We start from the raw sequence: 24,422 nt of genomic DNA on the forward strand, positions 1-24,422 counted from the left end.
TTTTCGAAAGGCGGATGCACCTATGGGTTGCAGAAGGCGCGGGCGTTGGGCGTCCATTTGCCGAAGCCGGTGGCGACCATATTGGCGATGACGCGGCAGACATAGAACTTCTGCGCGGGGTCATTGTCGGGGCCGGCGTGGTAGCGAGCGACGGCCATCGACCAGCTGACATGACGGGCATGAAGGCTGGCCAGGAAGCGCGCCGCATAGTCGACATTCTGGCGCGGGTCGAGCATGTCGTCGACGCTGCGAAAATGCGATGCGTGATAGTGATGGTTGATCTGCATGCAGCCGAGATCGATGAGCGTCTTGCCCTCGCGCCGGGCTGCTTCGAAGGTAGCCAGAGCCTCGCTGCGGCTGCTTGGGAAGACAGCTTTTCCCTCTATATTCAAGGCATTAGGCTGCAAACTACCTTTCTTGCCGGTCTCCGTCAGGCCGACGGCATAGAGGATACCGGCGGGCACGCCATAGCGATCGGCGGCGCGCAGGATCTCGGGCTCGCAAGGGTTGGTGGCGGCGTTGGCCGGGCCGTTGGCGAGGCTAGATAAACATATCGTCGCCAGCACGCTCGCGAACAGGCGCTGCAGGGCGGCCGAATTCCTGGGCATCGTCATTGCGGTTTCTTCCCGACTGCTGGCCGCCCGAACCCGCATTGTTACCGCTCGAGTTTCCGGGCTGAAAAGCTGACTGGTCGCGGCCTTGCGGCATCGGCTGGGAGTTGCTTGCATCGCTGCGTGCCGAAGCATGAACTGCTATCGAGGGTTGCAGGATGGTGACCTTGTCGACATCGAAGCCGAGCCCGCGCAACGACTTCACGATGGCGTCGCTGTCGGTGGCGAGGCGGCCGTAAGCCTCATGGGTTTCGGGCTTCAATTCTATCGAAAGTTGTTCTCCGGCGAGCCTGAGACTGGCGGTGACCATGCCGAGTTCGGCCGGGTGAAGCTCGATCTTCAATATATGTGTCGGAACGGCAACAGAACCGGCCGTCTGGGCGGTGGTCGACGGCGTCGAAACCGCTTGCCGCAGCCCGTTGTCCGAAGCGAGTGCGTCGATCAAAGTCGACGTCGTCTGGTTCATCGGGCTCTGCGCCGGCGCCGGGAAGCTCTGCTCGGCGACAATGTCGACGCGCCCGGCGAACGGTGCCTGTTTTCCGGATGCGGATGTCGAGTTGGACTGGGCTCCATCGACGCCCTTTGTCGACAAAGCTGACCGCTTTGCGACGGGCGCGGAACTCTCGCTCGCCGGCTCGTTCGCCGGCAGAGACGGCGTCGGGCCATCCGGGTTAGGCAGCTTGCCGGACCGGGGTCCGATCGCAGCCAGCTTCTGCCCCTGATCCTGTACGGAAACGTCAACGCCGGCCTTGGCTCGTTCTGGTCGCGGCGTCGTGTCGAGGCTGTTGTCGGCGCCGGATGTCACTCGGAATTTCTTCAACGACAGAGGCGGCGTCTGCGCAGAAACGGTCTCGCCGTCGAGCGCGGGCTGTTCAGTTTGTTCATTCGTGGCGGGGCCGTTTCCACCTGTTCTCGCAGCCGAGAAACGGCTGATGTCATGCAGCGCCAACAGCAACGGCAAATGGTCCTGCAGCGGTGCTGTACCCGTGCCTTGTCCGGCCGCGTCAGCGTCGGCGGACGCTTTGTCCGGATCGCCGTCAATATGGTCTTTTGCAACTTTCCCGACAACCGGTTTGGAGGCCGTCTTGCCCGTCTCTGCGTGTGCAGTCTCGCCCTTGACGGGACCGGCCGCGCTGCGTCGAGTCCAGCGTGGCTCGTGCGGCGCAGCCTCTGTTGCTTCCTGGCCTTTCTGCGTCGGCGCATTGTCCTCGCCGCGCACCAGTTCACCGAAGCTTTTGTCGTCGCCCTTGGCGTTCGGCGCCGACTGCTTCGATCCGGCGTGCACGGGCGCAAATCCCGGCAGGGCCTGGCCAACATTGGTGGTCATTTCGGGGCTGCTCCAAGCATCTGGTCGATCAAATCGAGCTGGCGGCGCGTCTTGGCCATGGCGGCGTCGGTGGCATCGGCGGATTCGGCGCCGGCTGCAGGTGCCGATGCCGATGCCGGCACGACAGGAGCCGCATCACCGGCGGTGGCGACTGCAGGCGCTTCCGGCGCCTTTGTCTGGGGTGCGCTCTGTGCCTGCGCGGCTGGCCCGTCTGGCGCCTTCGGCCCGTCGGTTGCGGCCGGTCCGCCCGATGCGCTAGCTGCTGGCTGCTCCGGCATTGCGCCTTCGACCGGCGGCAGTTCGGGCTCATCGGGGTTTGCCGCGGCCGCGGTCTTGACCGGCTGCTGTTTGGCCACCGCAGGCGGGGGCTTGTCGGCAGGCAGCGGCGCCGGCGGCGCGATCACTTCGCCGGCCACGGCCTGCGCGGCATCGAGCAAGTCGCGGTCGCTTTGCGAAAGCTGGCTGCGATCGATCTTGTCCAGCTTGGCGCGGACCTCGTCGATGGTGCCCGACGTCACCGTGGACAGGCTGGAATAGAGCTGGGCGCGCGGGTCGTCCTGATTGTGGATGCCGTCACGGCCCTGTTCGGCCCTGGCCGAGGCAAAGGCGGAGAGATCGGCGAGGCCGTCGATGGCGGCACGGCGGGCTATGCGCAGATAGATCACCTTCTCGCGTTCCGGATCCATCATCGCCGTGATGTCGGCGAGCTTGTCCTGACTGATCGCCATGTGCAGCGTGATGACGCCGGACACGAAGGCGTCGGCGAATTGGCTGGCATAGGGCGAATAGAGGTAGTCCTCGACATATTGGGTCGAGGCAAGCGCGAAGCGCGCGCCATCGCCTTGCGCGGCAGCGATGCCGACCGAGCGGCGCAGCGCTGCTTCCTCGACCAGCGTGCCGGGGCTGAGCAGGCGCGCATCGTCGAGCAGCGCCAGCGCGGTGACCGGTTCTTCGGTGGCGAGCAGTGAGCCTTTGACCAGCGCCAGGAAAGCACCGAGATCGGCGGGCAGGGTCATCGGATCGATCGGCTTCAGCGCCTCGATCGCGGCGGCCGGGCGGCCGTTCAGATAATCGACAATGCCCCTGGCGATAGCCAGGCTTTGCGGGTCGGCCTTGGCGCGCGACACCGCCGCCTCGACGGTGACGGGGTTGCCACCACTCATGCCATAGACCAGCAAGGCACGAAAATTCTTCGGGTCGCTGAAGTCGTCCGCGTCCGCCGCGCGAAGCCTGGTGTCGGTCATTTCGAGCAGCTTGCCTTGCATCGGCAGCGCGGCATGGTCGCCGGCGGCGATGCGGTCCTGCACCAGCTGCAGCGAACGCACCAGCTGATAGGGCTGCAAGCCGTCCTCGGCAAAAGCTGCCGGCGAATGGACAGCGCTCAGCAGCAGCAGACCGATGGCGCGGCCGATGATGGCGGAGCGCCTCATCCGTCGGTCGCCATCAGGATCTCGATGCGGCGGTTCGCGGCAGCCATCGGGTCAGCCGCAACCTTCGGCTCGCGGTCGGCGAAACCGGCAACTTCGGTGATGCGGCGCTCGTCGACGCCGCCGCGCACCAGCATGTAATAGGCGGAATGGGCGCGCGCCGTGGACAGCCGCCAATTGTCGTAGGTGTCGCTTCGGAACGGCCGCGCATCGGTGTGGCCGTTGATGCTGATCGTGCCTTTCTGCTCGTTGACGATGCGGCCGATCTTTTCCATCGCCAGCACCAGTTCACGGCGCGGCACTGCCGAGCCGATCTCGAACATGCCGAAATCGAACTGGTCGGTGATCGAGATGACGACGCCCTTGTCGGTGGCCTCGACGGAGACGCCGTCGTGCAATTTGTCGCCAGGCTTGAAGGCCTCGTCGAGTTCCTGCTTGACCTGTGCCGCGGCCTTGACGGCGGCGGCACTCGGCGCCTTTTCCGCGGCTTCGGGCTTGGGTGCGGGTTGCGCTTCGGCGGCTTCGGCCTTTGCCTCCTCCGCCTTTTTCGCTTCGGCCTTTGCTGCTTCAGCCTTGGCCTCTGCTTTGGCTTCAGCCTTGGTCTGCGGCTTGTCGGATGCGGATTTCGCCACCGGCTCCAGCGGCGCATCTACCACGGGCGGCGCCGGCGGCACGGCCTTCACTTCAGCCACTTGCGTCTGCGCCGCCTTGTCGCCGGGCTTGAGCGGATCGCCTTCGATCTTGCTGCGTTCGGCGGTGGCTTCGGCGCCAGGTGCTGCTACCTGTTGCGACCAGAAATCCGGCGCGAACGGGTCGCGGTAGGATTGGCCGCCGGATGCGCCGGTGGCCGGGCCGGACGCCTGCGCGCCGCCATCGCCCTTTTCGCTGACGTTCTGCATGACGCCGGTGTCGGTGGCGATTTCCGACAGCACCGCATAGGGATCGGCAAACAGATGCTCGTCGGAAAGATCGGTCTTCGGCGCCGATTCCTTCGGCTGCTTCTTGTTGGACGTACCGGCGCCGCCGATGCCGTCCTGTCCGGCCTTGCTGGTCTTGTCCTTCGGGTCGTCAGCCGTCAGCCCGACCTTGCTCGGGCCATCGCCAAGGTCTTCGAGGCCCTTGCGGCTGGCGTTGCGGTCGACCAGTTTGACCGGGTTGAAATAGCTGGCGACGGCGGCCTTGGTTTGCTCGTTGGCGGCATTGATCAGCCACATGACGAGGAAGAAGCACATCATGGCGGTCATGAAATCGGCAAAGGCGATCTTCCAGACGCCGCCATGGTGCGCGTCGTCGTGGTCGTCGTGGTTGCGCCGCACGATGATGATTTCGTGCCTGGGCTCAGCGGCGTCGGCAACGCTCATGATAGGGCCTCGGACAAGGCAGACGACCATTCGGCGATGCGGGTTTCGAACACCGCCTCGTCAATGGCGACGGTAAGGTCGAAGCCGGGCGCCTCGACGAAATCGAGATTGGCCGCACGCGGACCGAGCGAAGCCTTCAGCGTCTCGAACAGCGACAGCGGCCCGCGCACGGCGATGCGCACCGCCTCGCTGTCGCCGATCGCCTCGCGGATCGTGCCGGCAAGGGCTTCCAGCGAGCGCTTCTGCAGATCGTCGGTGACGATGCCGCCAATGATGCGGGCAACTGTGGCGCCGACAAGCTCGCTGACCTTCGCCTCCATGGCGTCGATACGGGCGGTGACGGCGGCGCCAAGGTCACCGCCGAAGCCTTCCAGGAAAACCCTCGCTTCGTCGGCGCTGGCCTGACGCTCCGCTTCGAGCTCCGCCTGATGGGCAACAGCAAGGCGCGCCTCGAGCGCCGCTTCGGCATCGATGACGGCTTCAGCGATCAGCGCGCCGATGTCTGCCTGCGGCGCCGGTGTGTCTGGCCGCGGCTCGGCCTTGGCTGTAGCCGGCGATTGACCGGCGCGCTGGGTGCGTGCGCCAAAGTCCGGCAAAAGGTCGAAAAGTGCTGCCGAGGCCATGGTCTACACCGCTGCTTCCTGGGCCGCCCATTTGCGCAGGATCTGCGCGGTGCGCTCCTCGTTGAGATCGACCATGCGGGCAAGCCGTTCCTGCGGCGCCGGCCTGATCTTCTGGCGAAGATCGTCGAGCGGAGTCGGGCCGGGACGGCTGCCGGGCAAGGCAGCCTGCGCAGGTTCGCCACTGGCGGTTTCGGGCGTCGGCAGTGAGCGCTGGACATCGTCGAAGCTCGGACCGGCAAGTGCGGGCGTCGGCCGCGCGGTCAGCGCCGCGGCCATCGGCCTCAGGCCGAAGAAGGCGACCAGAAACACCACGACGATGAACGCGCCGGCATTGATCATCGTACCGGCATAGGTCCCGATCGACGCCATTATGCCCGGCTGCTCGACGGCCTCGCCGTCCAGCCCGTCGATGAACTCGACCGCCGAGACATCGATGATATCGCCGCGCTTGTCGTCGAAGCCGGAGGCCGAAGCCACCATCTTCTGGATGTCGGCAACGCGCTTGGCGATCTGCTCGGGCGTGGCGTCCTTGCCGAGAATGGTCATCAACCGCTGCTGGTTGACGACGACGGCGATCGACATTTTGGTGACGGAATAGCCGTTGGAGACGGTGGCGATCTTCTTGGAGTTGATCTCGTAATTGGTGATCTCCTCCTTGCGGTCGTTCGCCGATGTCGTCTGTGGGCCGTCGGTGCTGGTCGCCTGAGTCTCGGGCAGGTTCTGCTCGACGCTGGCCGGGGTCGAGGCCTGCTTCTGGTTGCTGTTCTCGTTGGCGCGCACCGACTGCACCGAACGCTCGACGCGCGACTCCGGATCGAAGATCGTCTCTTCGGTCTGGCGGGTGTCGGTGTTGACATCGGCCTTGACGCTGGCGCGGAAATTGTCTGGGCCGAGATAAGGCGTCAGTGCGCGGCGGATGTTGTCGCCGATCTGCGCCTCGACGGTCTGCTCGACGCCGAGTGTGCGGGCCGCACTTGTGTTGGAGGGGTCGTCGCCGGCGGCGAGAAGGTTGCCGTTGGAATCAAGCACGGTCACCTTGTCGGCCGACAGGCCGGGAACTGCGGCGGCGACGAGATGGCGGATCGACAAGGCGCTCCTTTCGGCGTCGATGCCGGAATAACGGATGACGACCGAGGCTGAGGGCTGCTGTTCGTCGCGGCGGAAGTTGGCGCGCTCGGACATGACGATGTGAACGCGTGCCGCCTTGATGCCCGCGATCGACTGGATGGTGCGGGCGATCTCGCCCTCCAGCGCGCGCACGCGGGTAATCTGCTGCATGAAGGAGGTCAGGCCGAGCGAGCCGACATTGTCGAACAGTTCGTAGCCAGCATTGGCGCTGGTCGGCAGGCCCTTTTCGGCAAGCAGCATGCGCGCCTGCGCGGTGGTGCCGGCCGGCACCAGCACGGAGGTGCCGTCGGAGCCGACGTCGAAGCCAATGCCGGCCTCGCCGAGCACCAGGCCGATCTGGTTCACGTCGGAACGATCGAGGCCGACATAGAGCGTCTCATAGGCGGGGCGGTTGAGATAGACCGAGCCCACGCCGATGACGGCCATCACCAGCGCGGCGATACCGGCCAGCATGGCAAGGCGCCTGACGCCAAATGCCCTGAGATTCGAGATGATGCTCTGGATCTGTTCCGGCACGATTCAAGCGCTCCCAGCATGATATTCCGTGGGAACACTAGACCGCGAAGCTTGTGCGAAGATGATAAGCATGTCGCCCGGAAGTGTGCAGCGGTACCGGGCCAACGACATGCTTCAACACACAGCCACAAAGCGAAAGGGCCGCGCTGGCGGCGCGGCCCTTCAATTCAAGGGAAGAGGAAGCCGGGCTCGGCCTATTGCTTGAACAGCGCCAGGATCGACTGCGAGTTGCCGTTGGCGATCGACAGCGACTGGATGCCGAGCTGCTGCTGAACCTGGAGGGCCTGCAGACGGGTCGATTCCTTGTTCATGTCGGCGTCGACCAGAGCGCCGACGCCCTTGTCGATGGAATCCGACAGGTTCGACAGGAAGCTCTTCTGGGTGTCGATGCGCGACTTGGCGGCGCCGAGATAAGCGGCACCCGTGGACAGTTTGGCGAGCGCCGTTTCGACGGCTCCCAATGCGGTGTCGATGGCGGCGTCGGTCACGGCCGTGACGCTCGGATCGAAGAAGGTCGTAGCGAGCAAACCGCCGGCAATGCCGCCCGTGCCGGCAATGTCCAGCACTTGGGTATCAGCAGCCTTGACGTCGATCGTGTCGATGGCGACTGTCGTGCCAGTGCGGTTGTAGGAGGCAACGATCTTCAGGTCGGAGGTGGCGAGAGCGTCATTCTGCAACAGGTTCGACCCGGCATAGGATGCGTTGGTGACCGACGACTTGATCTGGTCCTGAATTGCCTTGATTTCGGTCGCGATCTTTTGCTGGTTGTCCTTGCTCGCACCGCGGGCGGTCACCAGCTTGGCCTTGATCTGGTCGACCTGGTCCTTGATATCGGTTATGGCGGTGTAGGCGGTGTCGACCTTGCCGGCGCCGAGACCGAGCGCGTCCTGGACAGCCGAAAGCGCCTTGTTGTCGGATTTCATCGTGGTGGCGATCGACCAGTAGGCGGCGTTGTCGGAAGCGGTGGCGACGCGGTAGCCGGTCGAAATGCGCGACTGAGTGGTTTCAAGCTGCTTGTTGGTGTTGTTCAGACTCTGCAGCGCGGTCAGCGCCGAGGCGTTCGTCATGATGCTTGCCAAGATATTTACCCCTTCTCAAAAACTGGCGTGTCACGCACACGCCGGATCAACTTCATCAGGGGGTAGGCATAAGCCCATCGACCGTGTGGTCTGCCCGCCATGGTATGGTTAACCATGACTACCGAGATATGGTTAATAGCCTGTTAAAACAGGCCATTCCGGGCGCCGGCCAGAAGCAAAATCGGCTGCCATTCAAAGAGAAAATCAACAGCCACAAAAGAAATCGGGCCGCGCTGTTGGCGCGGCCCGACCGGATAGTGTCAGTCGTAGAGGCGAGAGATCAGCCGCGGAAGAGCGACAGGATCGACTGCGAGTTGCCGTTGGCGATCGACAGCGCCTGGATGCCGAGCTGCTGCTGAACCTGGAGGGCCTGCAGACGGGTCGATTCCTTGTTCATGTCGGCGTCGACCAGAGCGCCGACGCCCTTGTCGATGGAGTCCGACAGGTTCGAGAGGAAGCTCTTCTGGGTGTCGATACGCGACTTGGCGGCGCCGAGCGAGGCAGCGCCGGTGGACAGCTTGCCGAGCGCGGTTTCAACGCTGCCCAGTGCCGTGTCGATGGCGGCGGCGGTGACTGCGGTGGTGCTCGGATCGAAGAAGGTGGCAGCAAGCAGGCCGCCGACGATGCCGCCCGTGCCGGCGACGTCGAGAACCTGGGTATCAGCAGCCTTGACGTCGATGGTGTCGATGGTGACGGTCGCGCCGGTACGGTTGTAGGAAGCGACGATCTTCAGGTCGGAGGTGGCGAGAGCGTCGTTCTGCAGCAGGTTCGAGCCGGCGAAGTTGGCATTGGCGACCGAGGACTTGATCTGCGCCTGGATGGCGTTGATTTCGGTCGCGATCTTCTGCTGGTCTTCCTTCGAGGCGCCGCGAGCGGTGACGAGCTTGGACTTGATCAGGTCGACCTGGTCCTTGACGTCGTTGATGGCGGTGTAGGCGGTGTCGACCTTGCCGGCGCCGAGGCCGAGCGCGTCCTGAACGGCCGAGTTGGCCTTGTTGTCGGACTTCATCGAGGTCGCGATCGACCAGTAGGCAGCGTTGTCGCTGGCGGTGGCGACGCGGTAGCCCGTGGAAATACGAGCCTGGGTCATTTCGAGCTGCTTGTTGGTGTTGTTCAGGCTCTGCAGCGCGGTCAGCGCCGAGGCGTTCGTCATGATACTGGACATGGCTACTCGTTACCTTGATTTTTACAGGGTGTTTTTTGACATACCGGCTTTTCCGGTATGACGGAGCGGCATCATGCCAATGATCGTGAGACCCGATCACCCGCCATCTGCGAGCAATATGCGGGCGAGTCCCTACCAAAGGGCTAAACGGGACGGTTAACCGGAAATATTTTGCATAGAATTTTGGCCAGGTGCCACGCGCAGGTCGCGGCTGATCAGGTGAACGATCGCACCAGGCTACCGACCAGCAGGTTCCAGCCGTCGATGAGGACGAAGAACAGGATCTTGAAGGGCAGCGACACGACGGTCGGCGGCAGCATCATCATGCCCATGGCCATGGTGATGGTGGCAACGATCAGGTCGATGACGAGGAACGGCAGCACGATCAGGAAACCGATCTCGAAACCGCGGCGGATTTCGGAGATCATGAAGGCCGGCACCAGGATACGCAGGTCGACGGTTTCCTTGGCAACCACCTGGCCGCGTTCGCGGGCGAGGTCGGCGAACAGGTCGAAATCCTTGTCGCGGACATTGTGCAGCATGAAGGTGCGGAACGGGTCCGAAATTTTTTCGAACGCCTCGGTCTGGCTGATCTGATTGTCCATTAGCGGCTTGACGCCGGTGTTCCACGCCTGGTCGAAGGTCGGCGCCATGACGTAGAAGGTCATGAACAGCGATAGTGAGATCAGGATGAGATTGGCCGGCGTCGACTGCAGGCCGATGCCGGCGCGCAGGATCGAGAAGGCGATGACAAAGCGGGTGAAGCTCGTCACCATGATCAACAGGCCCGGCGCCACCGACAGCACGGTGAGCAGGCCGAACATCTGGATGATATAGCCGACAGTGGCGCCGTCGGCCTTGCCGATACCGCCGAGATCCAGCTGCTGGGCAGCGGCGACAGAAGTGGCGGCGACGACGATCGCGGCGGCGAGAAGCAGTTTTCTCATTCGAGCAGCAATGTCCTGATCAGAACCTGTTTGGCATGGCCACCGCTGCGGATCGCGGCGCGCTCCTCAAGGTCGGCTTTCAAATGCTGGTAGCCGCTGGCGCCTTCGATCTGATGCATCTTCAGGGTGCGGACCATGGCCAGCAGATCCTGGTGAATGCTCTCGGTGAGCTCCGGAGGTTGCGGCGCATCGTAGACCACCGAAGCTTCCAGCCTTATCCAGATATCGGCCGGCGCGGCCAGATTGGTGGTGATCGGCGCCAGCTGCACGAGCGTCGGCCCGGTGCCCGGCGCATGTTCGGCGGCCGCGCTCGGCTGTTCGGCGTTGGACTGGTTCTCGGGAGCGGCCGGCACCGGCACCGGTCCGCCGACGCCCTTCAGGTAGCCGCCGGAAACCCAGCCCATGCCGATTGCGGCGCCCGTCACCGCCAAAAGCATGGCTAGTTGGATGACAAGCGACGGACCCTTTTTGGGCTGGACCTGTTCGACATTTGCCACGGCGCCGTTCTCCTGATCCTAGAAGGGGAGGACTTGGTCGAGGATCTGCTGGCCGTAGGCAGGTTGCTGGATCTCTGCAATTCGGCCGCGGCCGCCATAGGAGATGCGGGCCTCGGCGATGCGTTCGTAGGAAATGGTGTTTTCGGCGCCGATGTCCGAGGGACGCACCATGCCGGCGATGGTCAGCACCCTGAGCTCGTAATTGACGCGCACCTCCTGCGAGCCGCGGATCATCAGATTGCCGTTGGGCAGGACTTCGGTGACGACGGCGGCGACATTGAGCTCGAGGTTTTCCGAACGCTTGATCTCGCCGTCCGCATTGGTTTCGGTGCTGGAGCTCAGGCCGGCGTCGCCCTTGCCGCTGGTGCTGGCATCTTCCCATCCGAGCTTGACGTCATAGCCGAGCTTGCGCGCGGCGGTGCGGCTGCGGTCGTTCTGGTTCTTGAAGTTGGCCTTGTCATTGAGCTTGATCCTGACGGTCAGGATATCGCCATCGCGCAGCGCGCGCGGATCGGTGAACAATCGGCTCTGGCGATCGTCCCACAGCGAGAATTTCTTCACCGGCGCCCGCGGCTCTTCCGGATATGAATAGGGCGCATTGACGCTGCCGGTGATGCCGGTGCCGACCGGCGACAGCGCCGGCTCCCTGCCGATCTCCTTCGGGTCGGAGGCGCAGCCGGACAGTGCTGCGGCGGCGACCAGGGCGAGCAACTGCAACTTCATGACGGATCTACCCTTCGAGCCGCGCTGGCCATGATGCCGGTGAGCGCGGCCGCCGCCTTCTGGTCCATTTCATTGAGAATGACGCCGGCCTTGCGCGAATCGAGTTTCATCAGGATGGCGGCGGCCAGATCGGGGGTGACCATGGCCAGGCGCTCGGCCGCGGCATCCGGTTTCATGCCGGCATAGATCTTGACGACGCCGTCTTCGGCGCGGGCCAGAAAGACTTCGCGCCGCTTCAGCCATTGCTCGTATTCGGCGCGCTTCTCGTCCAGCGCCTTCATGCGCTGGTCGATGCCGGCCTGCAGCTGCTTCAGCTCTTCAGCCTGCAGCGAGTAGCGGCGGTCGCGGGCGGCGTCGGCGATGTTGGAACAGAAGCGCTGGATTTCGCTTTCATCCGGGGCCTTCTCGCGGATCAGCTGCTGAGGTGCAGCGGGCGCCTGTGCGCCGGGCAAAACCTGCCGCACCGGCTCTTCCGCGCGAACCGGCATCACTGAGACGAGCGTGGCGATGGCTGCCAGGGCTGCGTTGCGGCGGTGTTTGAGGGAAAGTCGAGCGATCATCGGCATGGCCTATTGGAGAACCAGATCGGCCTGCAAAGCGCCGGCCGACTTGATACCTTGCAGGATGGCAATGATGCCGTCCGGCTTGACGCCGAGACGATTGAGGCCGGACACCAGCGTTTCGAGGTTAGGCCCGTCGAGCACGGCGACACGGGCATCGGGCCGCGTGGCCTCGATGGTGGTGAACGGCTCGACCGCGGTCTGGCCCTTGGAGAACGGTTCGGGCTGGACGACCTTGGGTTGCTCGGTGATGCGCACGGTGAGCGTGCCGTGGCTGATCGCCACCCGCGAAATCTTGACCTCGTTGCCGATGACGATGGTGCCGGTGCGCTCGTCGATGACGACGCGTGCCGGCGTGTCGGATTCGACCACCAGGTTTTCGATCTCTGCGTAGAAGCGCGCCGCCGAAACATTCTTCGGCCGCCTGATCTGCACGGTGCGCGCGTCGCGCTCCGCCGCCACACGCATGCCGAAGCGCTGCGAGGTGTAGCCGTTGATGGCGTCGGCGATGCGAACAGCGGTGGAGAAATCGGGATTGCGCAGCTGCAAGGTGAGCAGCGCCTGGTCTTCGAACTCGGCGCGCACGGTGCGCTCGATAATGGCGCCGTTGGGCACGCGGCCGGCCGTCGGCACGCCTTGCGTCAGCTGCTCGGCCTGTCCTTGCGCCGTGAAGCCGGAAACGATGACCGAGCCTTGTCCGACGGCGTAGATTTCGCCGTCGGCCGCTTTCAGTGGCGTCATCACCAGCGTACCGCCGGCAAGCGATGTGGCGTCGCCCATCGAGGAGACGTCGATGTCGATGCGGGCGCCCGACTGGACATAGGGCGGCATGTTGGCGGTGACGATGACGGCGGCGACGTTCTTGGCGCGCGCGCTGCCGCCTTCGGTGGCGATGCCGAGATTTTCGAGCATGGCGCGGATCGACTGTTCCGTGAAGGGCGAATTGCGCAGGCTGTCGCCCGATCCGGCGAGGCCGATGACGAGACCGTAGCCGACGAGCTGGTTGTCGCGCGAGGCCTGCAGTTGGGCGATGTCCTTGATGCGCGAGGCAACCTGGCCGGGCGGCAGCGAGCTCGGGCCGTTGGACACCCTGAACATGCGGCTGGTGGTGGCGGGGTCATATTCGGGATCGACAAAGACGCCGCCATTCTGGCCGGCCAGATCACGCTTTTGCTTCGGCGTAAGCCCGTCGGCCAGCGCGGGCTGCAGACCAAGAATGGCCGCAAGCAGAAGGGCAGGTCCGCGTCTCATGAAGCGCTGACCCGGATGGTGCCGTCGGCCATCACCGTGCCGGAAAAGATCTTACCGCTGTCGGTGTTGCGGACCTTGATCAGATCGCCCGCGGCGCCCGGCTGCAGCGACACCGCCGTAGCCGAAATGGTAAGGTCGCCGGCGATGAAATAGACCTGGACAGCTGCACCCTGTTCGACCAGCCAGGCATCGCGGATGGCCGCGACCGGAATGTAGCGGCCAGGCAGCAGCGTGCGCTTGGCGACCTTGCCCTGGAGCTCCTGCGCCTGCGTGGCGACCGCATCCGGCCTGTGCTTGCCGGGGAGCAATGTTACCGGCTTCAAAGCAGCTGTATCGATGAGCTCGCCGGGATAGATGACCCGGTTCGGGATGAGAACGACTTCGCCGGCCGCCTGGTTGCTGGCGACCTGTGTGGCCTGCTGGCCTGCGCTCTCCTGGGCAAGAGCCGGCACGCCGCCGGCCACCAGCGCGAGGATCAGCGCGGTGCGGCAAAGTGCGGAGCGGGAGGCCGGAGAGACCATCAAACTTTACCTGATGTTCTTGGACACGACCGAGGCCATGTCGTCGGCGGCCTGGATGACCTTGGAGTTCATCTCATAGGCGCGCTGCGCCGAGATCAGCTCGGTGATTTCCTTGACCGGATCGACGTTGGAGGCCTCGAGATAGCCCTGCTCGACCGTGGCAAAGCCGGGATCACCGGGCACGCCGACATTGGCTGGGCCTGAGGCCGCCGTTTCCTGGAACAGATTGTCGCCGAGCGGCGCCAGGCCGGCTTCGTTGGCGAAGTTGGCGAGCTGCAGCTGGCCGAGCAGCTGGAGATCGGTCTGGCCGTCGATGCGGGCAAAGACCTGGCCGGTCTTGTTGACGATGACCTCGATGGCATCTGTCGGCACCGTGATGGCCGGGATGACATTGGCGCCGTCGACGGTCACGAGCTGGCCGGTGGCGTTGGTGTTGAAGGCGCCGGCGCGGCTGTAGAGCGTGCCGCCATCGGCGCCCTCGATCTGGAACCAGCCGCGGCCGGTCAGCGCCATGTCGAAACTGTTGCCGGTCGAGGTCAGCTCGCCCTGCGTATGGACGTTGCGCACTGCCGTCGTCTTGACGCCGAGACCGATCGACACGCCCTCCGGCACCAGCGAGGAATTGGAGCGATTGGGTACGCCCTGCGAGCGGTCGACCTGGTAGAGCAGGTCGGAGAATTCGGCGCGCGCGCGCTTGTAGCCGGTGGTGTTGATGTTGGCGATGTTGTTGGCGATGACTTCCAGATTTGTCTGCTGGGCGTTCATGCCGGTCGCTGCAATGGCGAGTGCTTTCACGGCAAGTCTCCTCAGATGCCCATACGGCTGATTTCGAGATAGGCGGAGACGACCTTGTCGCGGATGGCGATCGTGGTCTGCAGGGCCTGCTGGGCGCTCATGACGGCGTCGACGACCTGGCGGGTATCGGCGTCGCCCTTGAGCGCCTGGATCGAGACCTGTTCGGCATTCTGCAAGGTGTTGACGGTCTTGGAAGCGGCCTGGCTCAGCGCCTCGGCGAAGGTGCCGCCGATTTCGCCGCCGGCCATTGGCGCCGTGGTGCCCTGAAACAGGTCGGTCGTGGCGTCGGTGCCGCCGATCTCCGGCTTGAGTGGAAGCGATCCGATACCGCCAATGCCGCTGATCATTACTGGTTCCTCATCAGGTCGATGGTCATGGAGATCAGATCACGCGCCTGCTTGATGACCTGAAGGTTGGCTTCGTAGGAGCGGTTGGCTTCGCTCATGTCGGCCATTTCAACCAGCACGTTGACGTTGGGCATCTTGACGTAGCCCTTGTCGTCGGCGGCCTCGTTGCCGGGCTGGAACTCGACGGGAAAGTCGCTGGGATCGCGGTCGATGGAGTTGACCTCCACCATCGTACCACCGGAAGCACGGTCGAGCTCGGAGACGAAACTGATGGTCTTGCGGCGATAGGGGTCGGCACCCGGCGTGTCGCCGGTAGACTGCGCGTTGGCAAGGTTTTCCGAAACGACGCGCAAACGGTCCGACTGGGCGCCGAGGCCGGATGCGGCAATCTTGAGGGCTGCGGTGAGCGCGTCCATGGTCAGGTCTTAACCGCCATCATCATCATCGAATGGAAGGCCTTGACGATCGCTGTGTTGAGCTCGAAGGAGCGGCGGACCTCGCCGGCCTTCATCAGCTCGTTCTCGACCACCACGGTGTTCTTCGACGGCATAATGGCGCCGGTCGTCTCTTCGGGCTTGACCGTGAAGCCGGCATTGGTGGCTGCAGTGCCGAGATGCCCGGTCTGGGTGGCGGTTAGCGACACAGCGGTGCGGTCGAGCACCTTCTCGAACGGCTCGACATCGCCGGCAGTGTAGCCCGGCGTGTTGACGTTGGCGATGTTACCGGCAATGGCGGACTGACGCACGGACAGCCATTGCGACTGCTTGGCTGCAAGATCGAAAAGGTTGACGGGCTCCATGGGGATCTCCAGGCTGGTACGCACCAGACTAGGCCGCCAGTCTTGCGCGGACCTTGCGCGGGCCCGGTGGTAAGCCGCATGTTCCGCTACTTGGAGAGTTCGATCACCTGGTCGGCGCTGGTGACCATGACCCACTTGCCGCCGCGCTGCTCGATCGACGACACGATGCTGGAGTCTGGCAGCTTCGAGCCGCGCTGGACAATCCACAGGCCGGCATCATCCTCGATCATGGCGCGGCCGTTGGCGACATGAACCATGCGGAATTTGGGGTCCGCCGGAAAGGGCTGCTCGTCGACGCCCGGAGGCTGGGTCTTGTCCTCGGGCTCCTGCAGCGTGCCGGTGGCGAACAGGTCGACATCGGGAACATCGTTCGCTGTCAGCGGCTGGCCGKAATTTTCCATTTGCGAGCCACCGCTGACACGACCGGCATTCGTGCCGCTGCCGCCGAACTTGATTGCCTGCACACCGAACTGGTCCTGGTTGAAGAAAATATACCAGGGGAACAGTGCGCAGATCAGGCCGAGCGTGATGCCCAGCGCAGCGAAGACGATATCACTGCGCCGGTCATCTTTCTTTTTCACCTTGGGAAACGGCGCCCTTGGCGGCTGCGGCCAGTCGACATTGGGAAAGAGCCCGTCTAGCAGCGAGTCACGGCTAGCCGCGATCGCCTCGTTGAGTTCGGCATGCGGAGCCTTGGGCAGTGTGGGTTTGGCGAAAGCGGGCGGAGCAGGTCTGGCGGCCTCGGGGAAGGCAGGTTTGCTGACATCGCGCAATGCAGGTTCGACTGTCCTGAGCGATGCGGGCTTGGTCTCGCCGGTTGGAGCAGGCTTGGCCATTTTGCGCGAGGCAGACTTGGCCGCTTTGCGCGCCGCCAACCTGGCGGCTTTGCGCGACGCCGCCTTGGATGCGCTGTTCGATATGAGTTTCGCGCTGCCCAATGCAAGCCTGGACACACCGCGCAAGGCAGCCTTCGGCGCACCGACCAAGGCAAGCCTGAACGCGCTGGGTGTGGGTGGCTCACCCATGCCGGGCAAGGCAAGGTTGGCTACGCTCGGCAAGGCAGCCTCGGGCGGGCCGAGCAACGCTGGTTCGGGCACGCTGCGCAACGCAGGCTGGGCCAGTCTCGGCAAGGATGGCTTGGCCGCCCTGGCCAATGCGGCCTTGGTTTTGGCCGCCTTGGCGCGATCAGCTTTCGCTTTGGCAGCCCTTGCTTCGCCAGCCCTGGCTTCCTCGGCGGCGGTGGCCTCGGCCAGCATCTCGCGCAGGAGCCGCTCGGTGTATTGGCGCTCAGTCTCCGGCATCGACATTCTGCTTGCCTTTCAGATGACGGGCGAGGTCGGAGAATGCGTCGGCCGAAGCGCGATCCTTTGGCGATTGCGTCAGCGCTTCATAGATCAGCGGCACCTGCCGCACCGCAATGTCGAGCTCGGCATCGGCGCCGCCTTGATAGGCGCCGAGCAGGCGAATGTCGCGCGTGTCCTCGAAGCGCGAGATCATCGACTTCAGCCTGGTCACCAGCATGCGCTGCTCGGGGCTCCATGCCTTGTCGGCGAGGCGCGAAATCGACGACAGCGGATTGACCGGCGGATAGCGGCCCTGTTCGGCAATGGCGCGATCGAGCACGACATGGCCGTCGAGGATGCCGCGCACCGAATCGGCGACCGGATCGTTGTGGTCGTCGCCGTCGACCAGCACCGAGATAATGGCGGTGATCGACCCCTGGCCTTTGACACCTGGGCCTTCAGCGCCGGGTCCGGCACGCTCCAGCAGCTTGGGCAGGTCGGTGAAAACCGAAGCGGGATAGCCGCGCGCCACCGGCGGTTCGCCGGTTCCGGTCGCCACTTCGCGCAGCGCATGAGCAAAGCGGGTGATCGAATCCAGCACCAGGAGCACACGGTGGCCCTGATCGCGAAAATGTTCGGCGACGCGCATGGCGGTGTCGGGCGCGCGCCGGCGCATCATGGCGCTCTCGTCGCTGGTGGCGACGACGGCGACGGTCTTGGCCAAGCTTTGCGCGCCGATCGTGTCTTCGAGGAATTCGCGCACCTCACGGCCGCGTTCGCCGATCAGCGCCACGACCACGGTGTCGAAGGCATCGGCGCCGGCCAGCATGGCGAGCAGCGTCGACTTGCCGACGCCCGAACCGGCAAACACACCGAGGCGTTGGCCGAAGCAGAGCGGGGTGAAGATGTCGATGACCTTGACCCCGGTCGTGAAAGCGGTGCCGACGCGCTGCCGCGCCATAGCGCCGGGCGTGGTGCCGTCGCCGCTTGCCGCTTCGCCATTCCTGATCAGCGGCGGGCCGCCGTCGATGGCGCGGGTCAGCGCGTCGATGGCCCGCCCGCGCCAGGAAGCGTGCGGCGTTACCACCAGCGGACCGCGGCGAAACACGGCGTCGCCGATGCCGGCATCGGCGCTGCGTTCGAAGGGCGCGATGACGACCTCGTCGCGGCCGATCCTGACGATCTCGCCGCGGCGCGTGCCGGCTTTACCGCGTTGCTCGACGAGGTCGCCAAGCCTGACGATTTCGGAAAGGCCGAGCACCGTGTAGTGCGTCGGCGAAACCTCGGCGACGCGGCCGCCGCGCCGCAGCAGCGTTTCGGTATCGTCGAAGCGTCGCCAGATCCGCTCCAGCGCAGCAAGCCGGTTTTCCGGCGCCGCTTCGGGCTGCCTTTCAAGCGCGCGTATCGATGATTGGCTGCTCGACATGCCGCTACGACTTGGAGCCGAGCGTCTTGATGGCGTCGTCGGTCGAGGCATCGGTCTGGCGCATCAGCGCAGCCGTGTTCTCGAAGGCACGCTGGACCATGATCAGGCGCGTCATCTCCAGCACCGGATTGACGTTGGATTCCTCGACAAAGCCTTGCGCGACGCCGACGTCGGAGCGGTCAGTGACCGGCTCCGGCGTTCGCCCCGGAACGATGCCCGAATTGCCGTAACGGACGAAGTTCGGACCCGGGTCGAAATTGAACAAGCCGATGGAGCCGACAAGCTTGTCGCCCTGGCGCAGCGAGCCATCGGCGCCCGCCTTGGGCGGGCCATCACGCGGGTCGAGCTGGATCGGTGCGCCGCCGGCATCCAGCACCGGATGGCCTTCAAGCGACATCAACTCGCCGTTCTCGTTCATCGAAAAACGCCCGTCGCGCGTCATCACGGTGCCGGCTGGCGTATCGATGCCGAACCAGGCATCGCCCTGGACGGCGAAGTCGAACGGATTGCCGGTCTGCGTCATCGCGCCATGCGCGCCGGACAAATAGGTCTTGCCGGAGGAAGCGAAGGACACGGATTTGGGTCCGCTGCCGGAGACGACATCCTCGAACTTCACGCCGGTGGCGCGAAAGCCGATGGTCGAGGCGTTGGCGACATTGTCGGCGATGGTGTCGAGACGGCGCTCGAGCGCGATCTGCGAGGAGAGGGCGACGTAAAGGCTGTCTTGCATGATGCTCTCAGAATTTCAGTTTCTGCATGGCCATCATCAGATCGGTCGAGATGCCGACGGTGGTCGGCTGGGCAAACAGCACACCGACCGAGGTCTGGGCGGTCGAGGTCGGATGATTGATTTCCCACAGGCTGGTGAAGCGGGTCAGGAATTTGTCGAGCTTGGCCGGGTCGGTGAAATCGGTGAGGTCGAGCTTTGCCTCGAAGGCCTGCGCCTGCTTGTCGATATCTGCCGTGGCGAAAGAATCGGGCAGGCCGATCGCAGTGCGTACGACGCTGGCCAATGCTGTATCGGCCAGCACGTCGTACCAGTTGGTGATGGTCGACGCCTTGCGCTCGAAATAGAGCGCGAGGCGCACGCCCTCATTGGTCTTGCCGGCATCCTCTTCCAGCGTCTGGCGCATGTATTTGTCGACGACCGGCTGCTGCGACGGGTTGCGGGTCGTCGCCGCTTCGCCGTACGCCTCGAAATTCAGCGACGTGGCGAGCCTGGCATAAGCCTTGTTCGAAAGCTTGTTGGCGATGCTGCTCGGGTCACTGACGCCGCCCTCCAGAACATCGCGGACGAGATCCTTGTTGGTGGTTGCCGGATCGAGCCCGCTGGCGGACAGCGCATAATTGTACAGCCGGCTGTCGGCCATCAGATCGTCGATCGACTTCACCTTGGTGATGTTGGCGAGGTAGTAGCTGGTCTCGGCCTGGATGGCGTCCGCACTCGGCTTGATGAGACCAAGACTGGACTCGGTCGTGTAAAGCTTCGGCGTGGTCTTCAGCACGGCGTCGCGCGTGGTCGTCTGATCGCCATATTGGGCAAAGTCGAAGGCGCTGACGAAGTTGGCGTAGCTTTTGTTGGTCAACAGGTTGGCGGGGCTGAACGGATCGGTGACGCCGCCATTGACCATGGTGCGGATCTGCCTCGGCGTTTCGGTGGATGCATCCAGACCATACGAAGCCATGGCGAAGGTCAGCAGGCGCTTGTCCTTCAAAAGGTCCTCGATCGACTTCACCTTGGAGATGTTTGCCGCGTAGTAGTCGGCCTCGCCCTTGATGTATTGCGCGGTCGGCTTGACGAGCACCAGCCCGGTTCCGGCCATGATGGCCTTTGGAACCGCCTGCTGGACGGCGTCGCGCGCCGTTGCCTGGTCGCCATACTGGGCAAAGTCGAAGGCGGCGACAAAAGCTGCATAGCCCTTGTTGGTTGACGTGTTTGCGGGACTGTTCGGGTCGGTGACGCCGCCTTCCAGCATCGCCCGGACGGTCGCAGGTGCTTCGGCGTCGGCATCGAGGCCGAAGGCGGCCATCGCATAGGTGAGCAGGCGGTTGTCGCCCATCAGATCGTCGATCGATTTGACGTTGGAGATGTTGCTCACGAAGTAGGAGGTCTCGCCCTTGTAGTAGTCGAACCCGTTCTGCAAGGCGCCGAGCCCAATCTGGGCCGTATAGTTTTTGGTCACGCCCTGCTGGGCGGGGTTGTAGCTGGTGGCATCCGCGCCCAACGCTGCGAAATTAAAAGCCGAGACGAATTCGGCGTAGCGCTTGTCGGTCAATTTGTTAGCGAAGCTATCGGAGTCGGAGACTCCTTCCTTCAGGGCTTTGACCATGAAGGCCTTGGCATAGGCCATGTCGCCAAGGCCATAGGCCTTCATGGCATAGGTGAACAGCCGGGTGTTCTTGACGAAATCGTCGATCGATTTCACGCTGCCGATGTTGGCGAGATAGTAGTCGGTGTCGCGCTTGGTGACCGGGTCCGCCTCGATGCGGTCGATCGCCTTGGGAATATCCCTGGCGATGAGCTGGTAGCTGGTAAAAGTGCTCAACACGACATGCCTCCGGTCGCAGCTTCAAAGAGCAGAGTATGCCGGTTTGCTTGCGCGAGGCTGAATCGGTGCGCCACGCACGATTCAAGCTTCACACAAGGCACGGGGGCTATCGGTTAGGCCTGACGTGATGTGGAAGGATCTGGCGTGGGCATTCTGATCGGACTGGTGGTGACGCTCGGCTGTGTTCTCGGCGGCTTTATGGCCATGGGCGGGCATCTGCATGTGCTGATGCAGCCCTGGGAGGCGGTGGTTATCTGCGGCGCCGCGCTTGGCACCTTTCTCGTCGCCAACCCGATGAAGACAGTCAAGGACACCGGCAAGGGCATTCTGGAAGCCTTCAAGCAGGCAGTGCCGAAAGAGCGCGACTATCTCGAGACGCTGGGCGTCCTGCACAGCCTGATGCGCGAACTGCGTTCCAAGTCTCGCAGCGAGGTCGAGGCGCATATCGACAACCCCGAGGAATCGGCGATCTTCCAGGCGTTCCCGACCGTGCTCAAGAATCACGATCTGACGCATTTCATCTGCGACTACTGCCGCATCATCATCATTGGCAATGCCCGCTCGCATGAGATCGAGGCGCTGATGGATGAGGAAATCCAGACCATCAAGTCCGACAAGATGAAAGCGTATCACGCGCTGGTGGCGGTGGGCGACGGTCTGCCGGCGCTCGGCATCGTCGCCGCCGTGCTCGGCGTGGTCAAGGCGATGGGCGCGCTCGACCAGTCGCCGGAAATCCTCGGCGGCCTGATCGGCGCCGCCCTTGTCGGAACCTTTCTCGGTATCTTCCTGTCCTACGCCGTGGTCGGGCCGGTCGCGACCAAGATCAAGACGGTGCGCGAGAAGAAGAACCGCCTCTACATCATCGTCAAGCAGACGCTGCTCGCCTACATGAACGGCGCCCTGCCGCAGGTCGCGATCGAGTTCGGCCGCAAGACCATCTCGTCCTATGAGCGGCCGACGATCGACGCCGTCGAGCAGAGCACGATGAACACAGCCTCCGCCGAGAAGAAAGCGGCTTGAGCCATGCATGACGACAGACAGGTCCGCACGCCGTCATGACAAGTCCTGGTAGCCCCTCGCAAGCCCGCTCTCTGATCATCGAGCGTCTGGTCGGTGACAGCGGCGAAGCCGGTCATGTCATCGGCACCGGTCGCTCGATGGGCGAACGCGCGCTGCCGCTGCTGCAGAAAAGCCTTGCCGGCGAACTCGGCGCCCAAGTGACCGTCGACCTGCGCGCGGTCGAGGTCAGCCGCGTGCCGGATGCGCGCATGCATGCGGGCGAGAGCTTTGCCTTGACCATCATCCCATCGCCGACATCGTCGGATGCTATGACGCTGGTGATCGATGCGCCGGCCATCGCCGTCATGGTCTGCGCGCTGTTCGGCGGCGATCCGGATCAGCCGGTGGCGCCGATCGAGCGCGAGCTGTCGCAGATCGAGACGGATGTGGCGACGACGGTGTTCCAGGAGGTTGCGCAGGCGCTGAACGGCTCGGGCCGCCGCTCGCTCGAATTGCGGCTGCCGGTGCCGCGGGCGCTTTCGGGCAACGAAGCCAGGCGCCGCGTGCTGCGCGATGGCGCGGCGGTGCGCATCGTGTTCGGCATCTCGACGCCAACCGATAGCGGTACGGTCACGGTGATGATCCCGCAGCGCATCCTGCTGGCGACCCGCGGTATCGCCGATGTCCATGACAGCGAAGGCACGACCGACTGGCGGGCACGCTTTTCGGAAGAGGTGATGCGCTCGACGGTGACGCTCGAAGCGACCATGCCGCTGGCACGCCTGACGCTCGGCGACATCGCCGGCTTCGAGCCGGGTCAGGTCATCGAATTCGAGGAAACGGCACAGTCGCACGCCAGGCTGAGTGCGCGCGACAAGACGCTGTTTGTCTGCGAGTTTGGCAAACTCGGGCAGAATTACACCGTCCGGATCAGGCACCCTTACGATGCCGGTCAGGATTTTATCGATGGGCTCATGCCAGGCTGACGCCGCGCAAGCTCAAGCATTTGGAGACGACTTATGGCCAAGACCAAGGTGGAAGCCAATATCGACCAGCCTGACGAACAGCTCGACCGCGCCATCGAGGAATTGCGCGGCGTCCTCCAGGAGGAGGAAAAGCGCCCCGACGCCGCCTTGCGGGCCGCCATGTCCGGCACCAATTCGAACGTCATCATGAGCATCCCGGTCGACGTGCAGATCATCCTCGGCAGCACCGAAATGCCGGTGTCGGACCTGATGGCGCTGCAGAAGGGCTCGACGGTGGCGCTGAACCGGCGCATCGGTGAGCCGGTCGACGTGGTGGTCAATGGCCGCAAGATCGCGCGCGGCGAGATCACCGTGCTGGAAAGCGATCCGTCGCGCTTCGGTATCAGGCTGACCGAGATCATCGCCGCTACCAAGAGCGCCTGAGGGATAGACGATATGCGGTCTCAGCAGCGATCGGAGCTTATGCCATGACGACGCAGGTGACGCTCACGCGCCCGCAAAAGGCCGCCGCCATCCTTGTGGCGATGGGCAAGCCATCGGCCAGCCGCCTGCTGAAATTTTTCAAGCAGGAAGAGCTGAAGGCGCTGATCGAAGGGGCACGTCTGCTGCGCACCATTCCGCAAAGCGATCTCGAACGCATCGTCGCCGAATTCGAAGCCGAATTCACCGAGGGTGCCGGACTGCTCGATTCCGCCGACCGGATGGACACCATCCTCAATGAATCGCTGTCGCCCGAAGAGATGAGCGCCATCATGGGCGATAAGCGCTTCGAGGTCGCGCCGGAAGGACCGCCGCCGATCTGGCCGGAGCTGGAAAAGCTCGAACCGACGCGGCTCGGTACCTTCCTTGCCGGCGAACATCCGCAGACCGCGGCCATGGTGCTGTCGAAGCTTGCGCCGCAGGCCGCGGCCAACATTCTGCTGACCCTGGAAAAGCCGATGCGCAGCGAGATTATCAAGCGCATGGTGACGATGGCGACCATTCCGGACACAGCCACCAGGATCATCGAGAACCAGCTGCGCACCAGCGTGCTGGCGCAGACCGCGACCAAGGACATATCGGCCGGACAGGCGCGCGTTGCCAGCGTGCTCAACGAGATGGACAAGCCGCAGCTGGAAGAGGTCATGCAGGACCTGGAAGAGGCCGGCACGCCCGATCTCGGCGGCGTGCGCTCCAGGCTGTTTGCCTTCGACGATCTGCCGCTTCTGACGCAGAAGGCGCGGGTGCTTCTGTTCGACGGGCTGTCGACAGAACTGATCACGCTGGCGCTGCGCGGTGCGGCGCCCGGATTGACGGAATCGGTGCTGTCGGCGATCGGCGCCCGGTCGCGGCGCATGATCGAGTCCGAACTCGGACAGGGCTCGGAAGGTATCCAGCTTGCCGACATCATGACGGCGCGCAAGAACATTGCGGTGGCGACAATCCGGCTTTCGCGCGAGGGGGCTTTCGAACTTCCGTCCTCGTCGCAGCAGAGCGAAGCGGCCTGAAGCTGAGCAACAGAC

26 protein-coding genes are annotated in these 24,422 nt (G+C 64.1%); 4 read left to right on the forward strand and 22 right to left on the reverse strand.

The genetic code is table 11. The features are described from left to right. Window positions 1-20 precede the first annotated feature (20 nt). From AC1D1B_RS12665 to AC1D1B_RS12770, 22 genes are all read right to left on the reverse strand, one after another. Complete coding sequence (locus tag AC1D1B_RS12665) at window positions 21-608, reverse strand: transglycosylase SLT domain-containing protein (protein ID WP_477333304.1); 588 nt, start codon at window positions 606-608, stop codon at window positions 21-23. Further along, window positions 541-1,938 (reverse strand): flagellar hook-length control protein FliK, encoded by a 1,398-nt coding sequence (gene fliK, locus AC1D1B_RS12670; RefSeq protein WP_477332585.1) that lies wholly within the window; start codon window positions 1,936-1,938, stop codon window positions 541-543. Before fliK ends, AC1D1B_RS12665 begins: the two co-directional genes overlap by 68 nt. Then, entirely contained in the window at window positions 1,935-3,368 is a 1,434-nt protein-coding gene (locus tag AC1D1B_RS12675; RefSeq protein WP_477332587.1) for a chemotaxis protein MotC, read from the reverse strand. The genes fliK and AC1D1B_RS12675 overlap by 4 nt, the downstream gene beginning before the upstream one ends. Beyond that, the gene (locus AC1D1B_RS12680; RefSeq protein ID WP_477332589.1) at window positions 3,365-4,726 is read right to left on the reverse strand and encodes a MotB family protein; all 1,362 of its coding nucleotides are present in this window, start codon (window positions 4,724-4,726) and stop codon (window positions 3,365-3,367) included. Before AC1D1B_RS12680 ends, AC1D1B_RS12675 begins: the two co-directional genes overlap by 4 nt. Then, a complete protein-coding gene (locus AC1D1B_RS12685; protein ID WP_477332591.1) occupies window positions 4,723-5,349 on the reverse strand; it encodes a hypothetical protein in 627 nt (208 codons plus the stop codon). The genes AC1D1B_RS12680 and AC1D1B_RS12685 overlap by 4 nt, the downstream gene beginning before the upstream one ends. A 3-nt stretch (window positions 5,350-5,352) precedes the next feature. Continuing rightward, window positions 5,353-6,993 carry a flagellar basal-body MS-ring/collar protein FliF gene (gene fliF / locus AC1D1B_RS12690; protein ID WP_477332593.1) on the reverse strand — a complete coding sequence of 547 codons (1,641 nt, stop codon included), beginning with the start codon at window positions 6,991-6,993 and terminating at the stop codon, window positions 5,353-5,355. 194 nt (window positions 6,994-7,187) lie between these two features. Further along, window positions 7,188-8,072 carry a flagellin N-terminal helical domain-containing protein gene (locus tag AC1D1B_RS12695; protein ID WP_477332595.1) on the reverse strand — a complete coding sequence of 295 codons (885 nt, stop codon included), beginning with the start codon at window positions 8,070-8,072 and terminating at the stop codon, window positions 7,188-7,190. Window positions 8,073-8,352: 280 nt separating this feature from the next. After that, window positions 8,353-9,237 (reverse strand): flagellin N-terminal helical domain-containing protein, encoded by an 885-nt coding sequence (locus AC1D1B_RS12700; protein ID WP_477332597.1) that lies wholly within the window; start codon window positions 9,235-9,237, stop codon window positions 8,353-8,355. A gap of 215 nt (window positions 9,238-9,452) precedes the next feature. Beyond that, on the reverse strand, window positions 9,453-10,184 hold the full coding sequence (gene fliP / locus AC1D1B_RS12705) for a flagellar type III secretion system pore protein FliP (RefSeq protein ID WP_023828200.1): 732 nt from the start codon (window positions 10,182-10,184) through the stop codon (window positions 9,453-9,455). Then, complete coding sequence (locus tag AC1D1B_RS12710; protein WP_181057524.1) at window positions 10,181-10,681, reverse strand: flagellar basal body-associated FliL family protein; 501 nt, start codon at window positions 10,679-10,681, stop codon at window positions 10,181-10,183. The genes fliP and AC1D1B_RS12710 overlap by 4 nt, the downstream gene beginning before the upstream one ends. A gap of 18 nt (window positions 10,682-10,699) precedes the next feature. Then, window positions 10,700-11,404: a flagellar basal body L-ring protein FlgH gene (flgH, locus tag AC1D1B_RS12715; RefSeq protein WP_477332600.1), complete on the reverse strand. Its 705-nt coding sequence runs from the start codon at window positions 11,402-11,404 to the stop codon at window positions 10,700-10,702. Continuing rightward, window positions 11,401-11,970, reverse strand: coding sequence for a MotE family protein (locus AC1D1B_RS12720; protein WP_477332602.1), 570 nt, complete (start codon window positions 11,968-11,970; stop codon window positions 11,401-11,403). The genes flgH and AC1D1B_RS12720 overlap by 4 nt, the downstream gene beginning before the upstream one ends. Window positions 11,971-11,973: 3 nt before the next feature. Beyond that, window positions 11,974-13,062: a flagellar basal body P-ring protein FlgI gene (locus AC1D1B_RS12725; protein ID WP_477333305.1), complete on the reverse strand. Its 1,089-nt coding sequence runs from the start codon at window positions 13,060-13,062 to the stop codon at window positions 11,974-11,976. 149 nt (window positions 13,063-13,211) lie between these two features. Then, window positions 13,212-13,736, reverse strand: a complete 525-nt coding sequence (flgA, locus tag AC1D1B_RS12730) for a flagellar basal body P-ring formation chaperone FlgA (RefSeq protein ID WP_477332604.1) — start codon at window positions 13,734-13,736, stop codon at window positions 13,212-13,214. A gap of 6 nt (window positions 13,737-13,742) precedes the next feature. Beyond that, complete coding sequence (gene flgG, locus AC1D1B_RS12735; RefSeq protein WP_477332606.1) at window positions 13,743-14,531, reverse strand: flagellar basal-body rod protein FlgG; 789 nt, start codon at window positions 14,529-14,531, stop codon at window positions 13,743-13,745. An 11-nt stretch (window positions 14,532-14,542) separates the two neighbouring features. Next, a complete protein-coding gene (gene fliE, locus AC1D1B_RS12740; RefSeq protein WP_477332608.1) occupies window positions 14,543-14,878 on the reverse strand; it encodes a flagellar hook-basal body complex protein FliE in 336 nt (111 codons plus the stop codon). Beyond that, window positions 14,878-15,294 carry a flagellar basal body rod protein FlgC gene (gene flgC, locus AC1D1B_RS12745; protein WP_477260887.1) on the reverse strand — a complete coding sequence of 139 codons (417 nt, stop codon included), beginning with the start codon at window positions 15,292-15,294 and terminating at the stop codon, window positions 14,878-14,880. Before flgC ends, fliE begins: the two co-directional genes overlap by 1 nt. A 2-nt stretch (window positions 15,295-15,296) precedes the next feature. After that, complete coding sequence (gene flgB, locus AC1D1B_RS12750; protein WP_477332610.1) at window positions 15,297-15,677, reverse strand: flagellar basal body rod protein FlgB; 381 nt, start codon at window positions 15,675-15,677, stop codon at window positions 15,297-15,299. A gap of 86 nt (window positions 15,678-15,763) precedes the next feature. Beyond that, complete coding sequence (locus tag AC1D1B_RS12755; protein WP_477332612.1) at window positions 15,764-16,978, reverse strand: hypothetical protein; 1,215 nt, start codon at window positions 16,976-16,978, stop codon at window positions 15,764-15,766. Beyond that, window positions 16,965-18,386, reverse strand: a complete 1,422-nt coding sequence (gene fliI / locus AC1D1B_RS12760) for a flagellar protein export ATPase FliI (RefSeq protein ID WP_477332614.1) — start codon at window positions 18,384-18,386, stop codon at window positions 16,965-16,967. The genes AC1D1B_RS12755 and fliI overlap by 14 nt, the downstream gene beginning before the upstream one ends. Window positions 18,387-18,390: 4 nt before the next feature. Continuing rightward, window positions 18,391-19,116 (reverse strand): flagellar basal-body rod protein FlgF, encoded by a 726-nt coding sequence (flgF, locus tag AC1D1B_RS12765; protein ID WP_477332616.1) that lies wholly within the window; start codon window positions 19,114-19,116, stop codon window positions 18,391-18,393. A gap of 7 nt (window positions 19,117-19,123) precedes the next feature. Then, on the reverse strand, window positions 19,124-20,935 hold the full coding sequence (locus tag AC1D1B_RS12770) for a DUF1217 domain-containing protein (protein ID WP_477332618.1): 1,812 nt from the start codon (window positions 20,933-20,935) through the stop codon (window positions 19,124-19,126). A 144-nt stretch (window positions 20,936-21,079) separates the two neighbouring features. Here AC1D1B_RS12770 and motA point away from each other — a divergent pair, with 144 nt between their 5' ends. From motA to AC1D1B_RS12790, 4 genes are read left to right on the forward strand one after another with little or no spacing between them, the layout of a single operon-like run. Continuing rightward, a complete protein-coding gene (gene motA, locus AC1D1B_RS12775) occupies window positions 21,080-21,955 on the forward strand; it encodes a flagellar motor stator protein MotA (RefSeq protein ID WP_112559342.1) in 876 nt (291 codons plus the stop codon). Window positions 21,956-21,990: 35 nt separating this feature from the next. Beyond that, window positions 21,991-22,920 (forward strand): FliM/FliN family flagellar motor switch protein, encoded by a 930-nt coding sequence (locus tag AC1D1B_RS12780; protein ID WP_477260876.1) that lies wholly within the window; start codon window positions 21,991-21,993, stop codon window positions 22,918-22,920. Window positions 22,921-22,953: 33 nt separating this feature from the next. Next, window positions 22,954-23,343, forward strand: a complete 390-nt coding sequence (gene fliN / locus AC1D1B_RS12785; RefSeq protein ID WP_454574569.1) for a flagellar motor switch protein FliN — start codon at window positions 22,954-22,956, stop codon at window positions 23,341-23,343. A 44-nt stretch (window positions 23,344-23,387) separates the two neighbouring features. After that, on the forward strand, window positions 23,388-24,407 hold the full coding sequence (locus AC1D1B_RS12790) for a flagellar motor switch protein FliG (protein ID WP_477332620.1): 1,020 nt from the start codon (window positions 23,388-23,390) through the stop codon (window positions 24,405-24,407). The last annotated feature ends 15 nt before the right edge of the window (window positions 24,408-24,422 follow it).

This window comes from Mesorhizobium sp. P2_C5_2, from assembly GCF_056404535.1.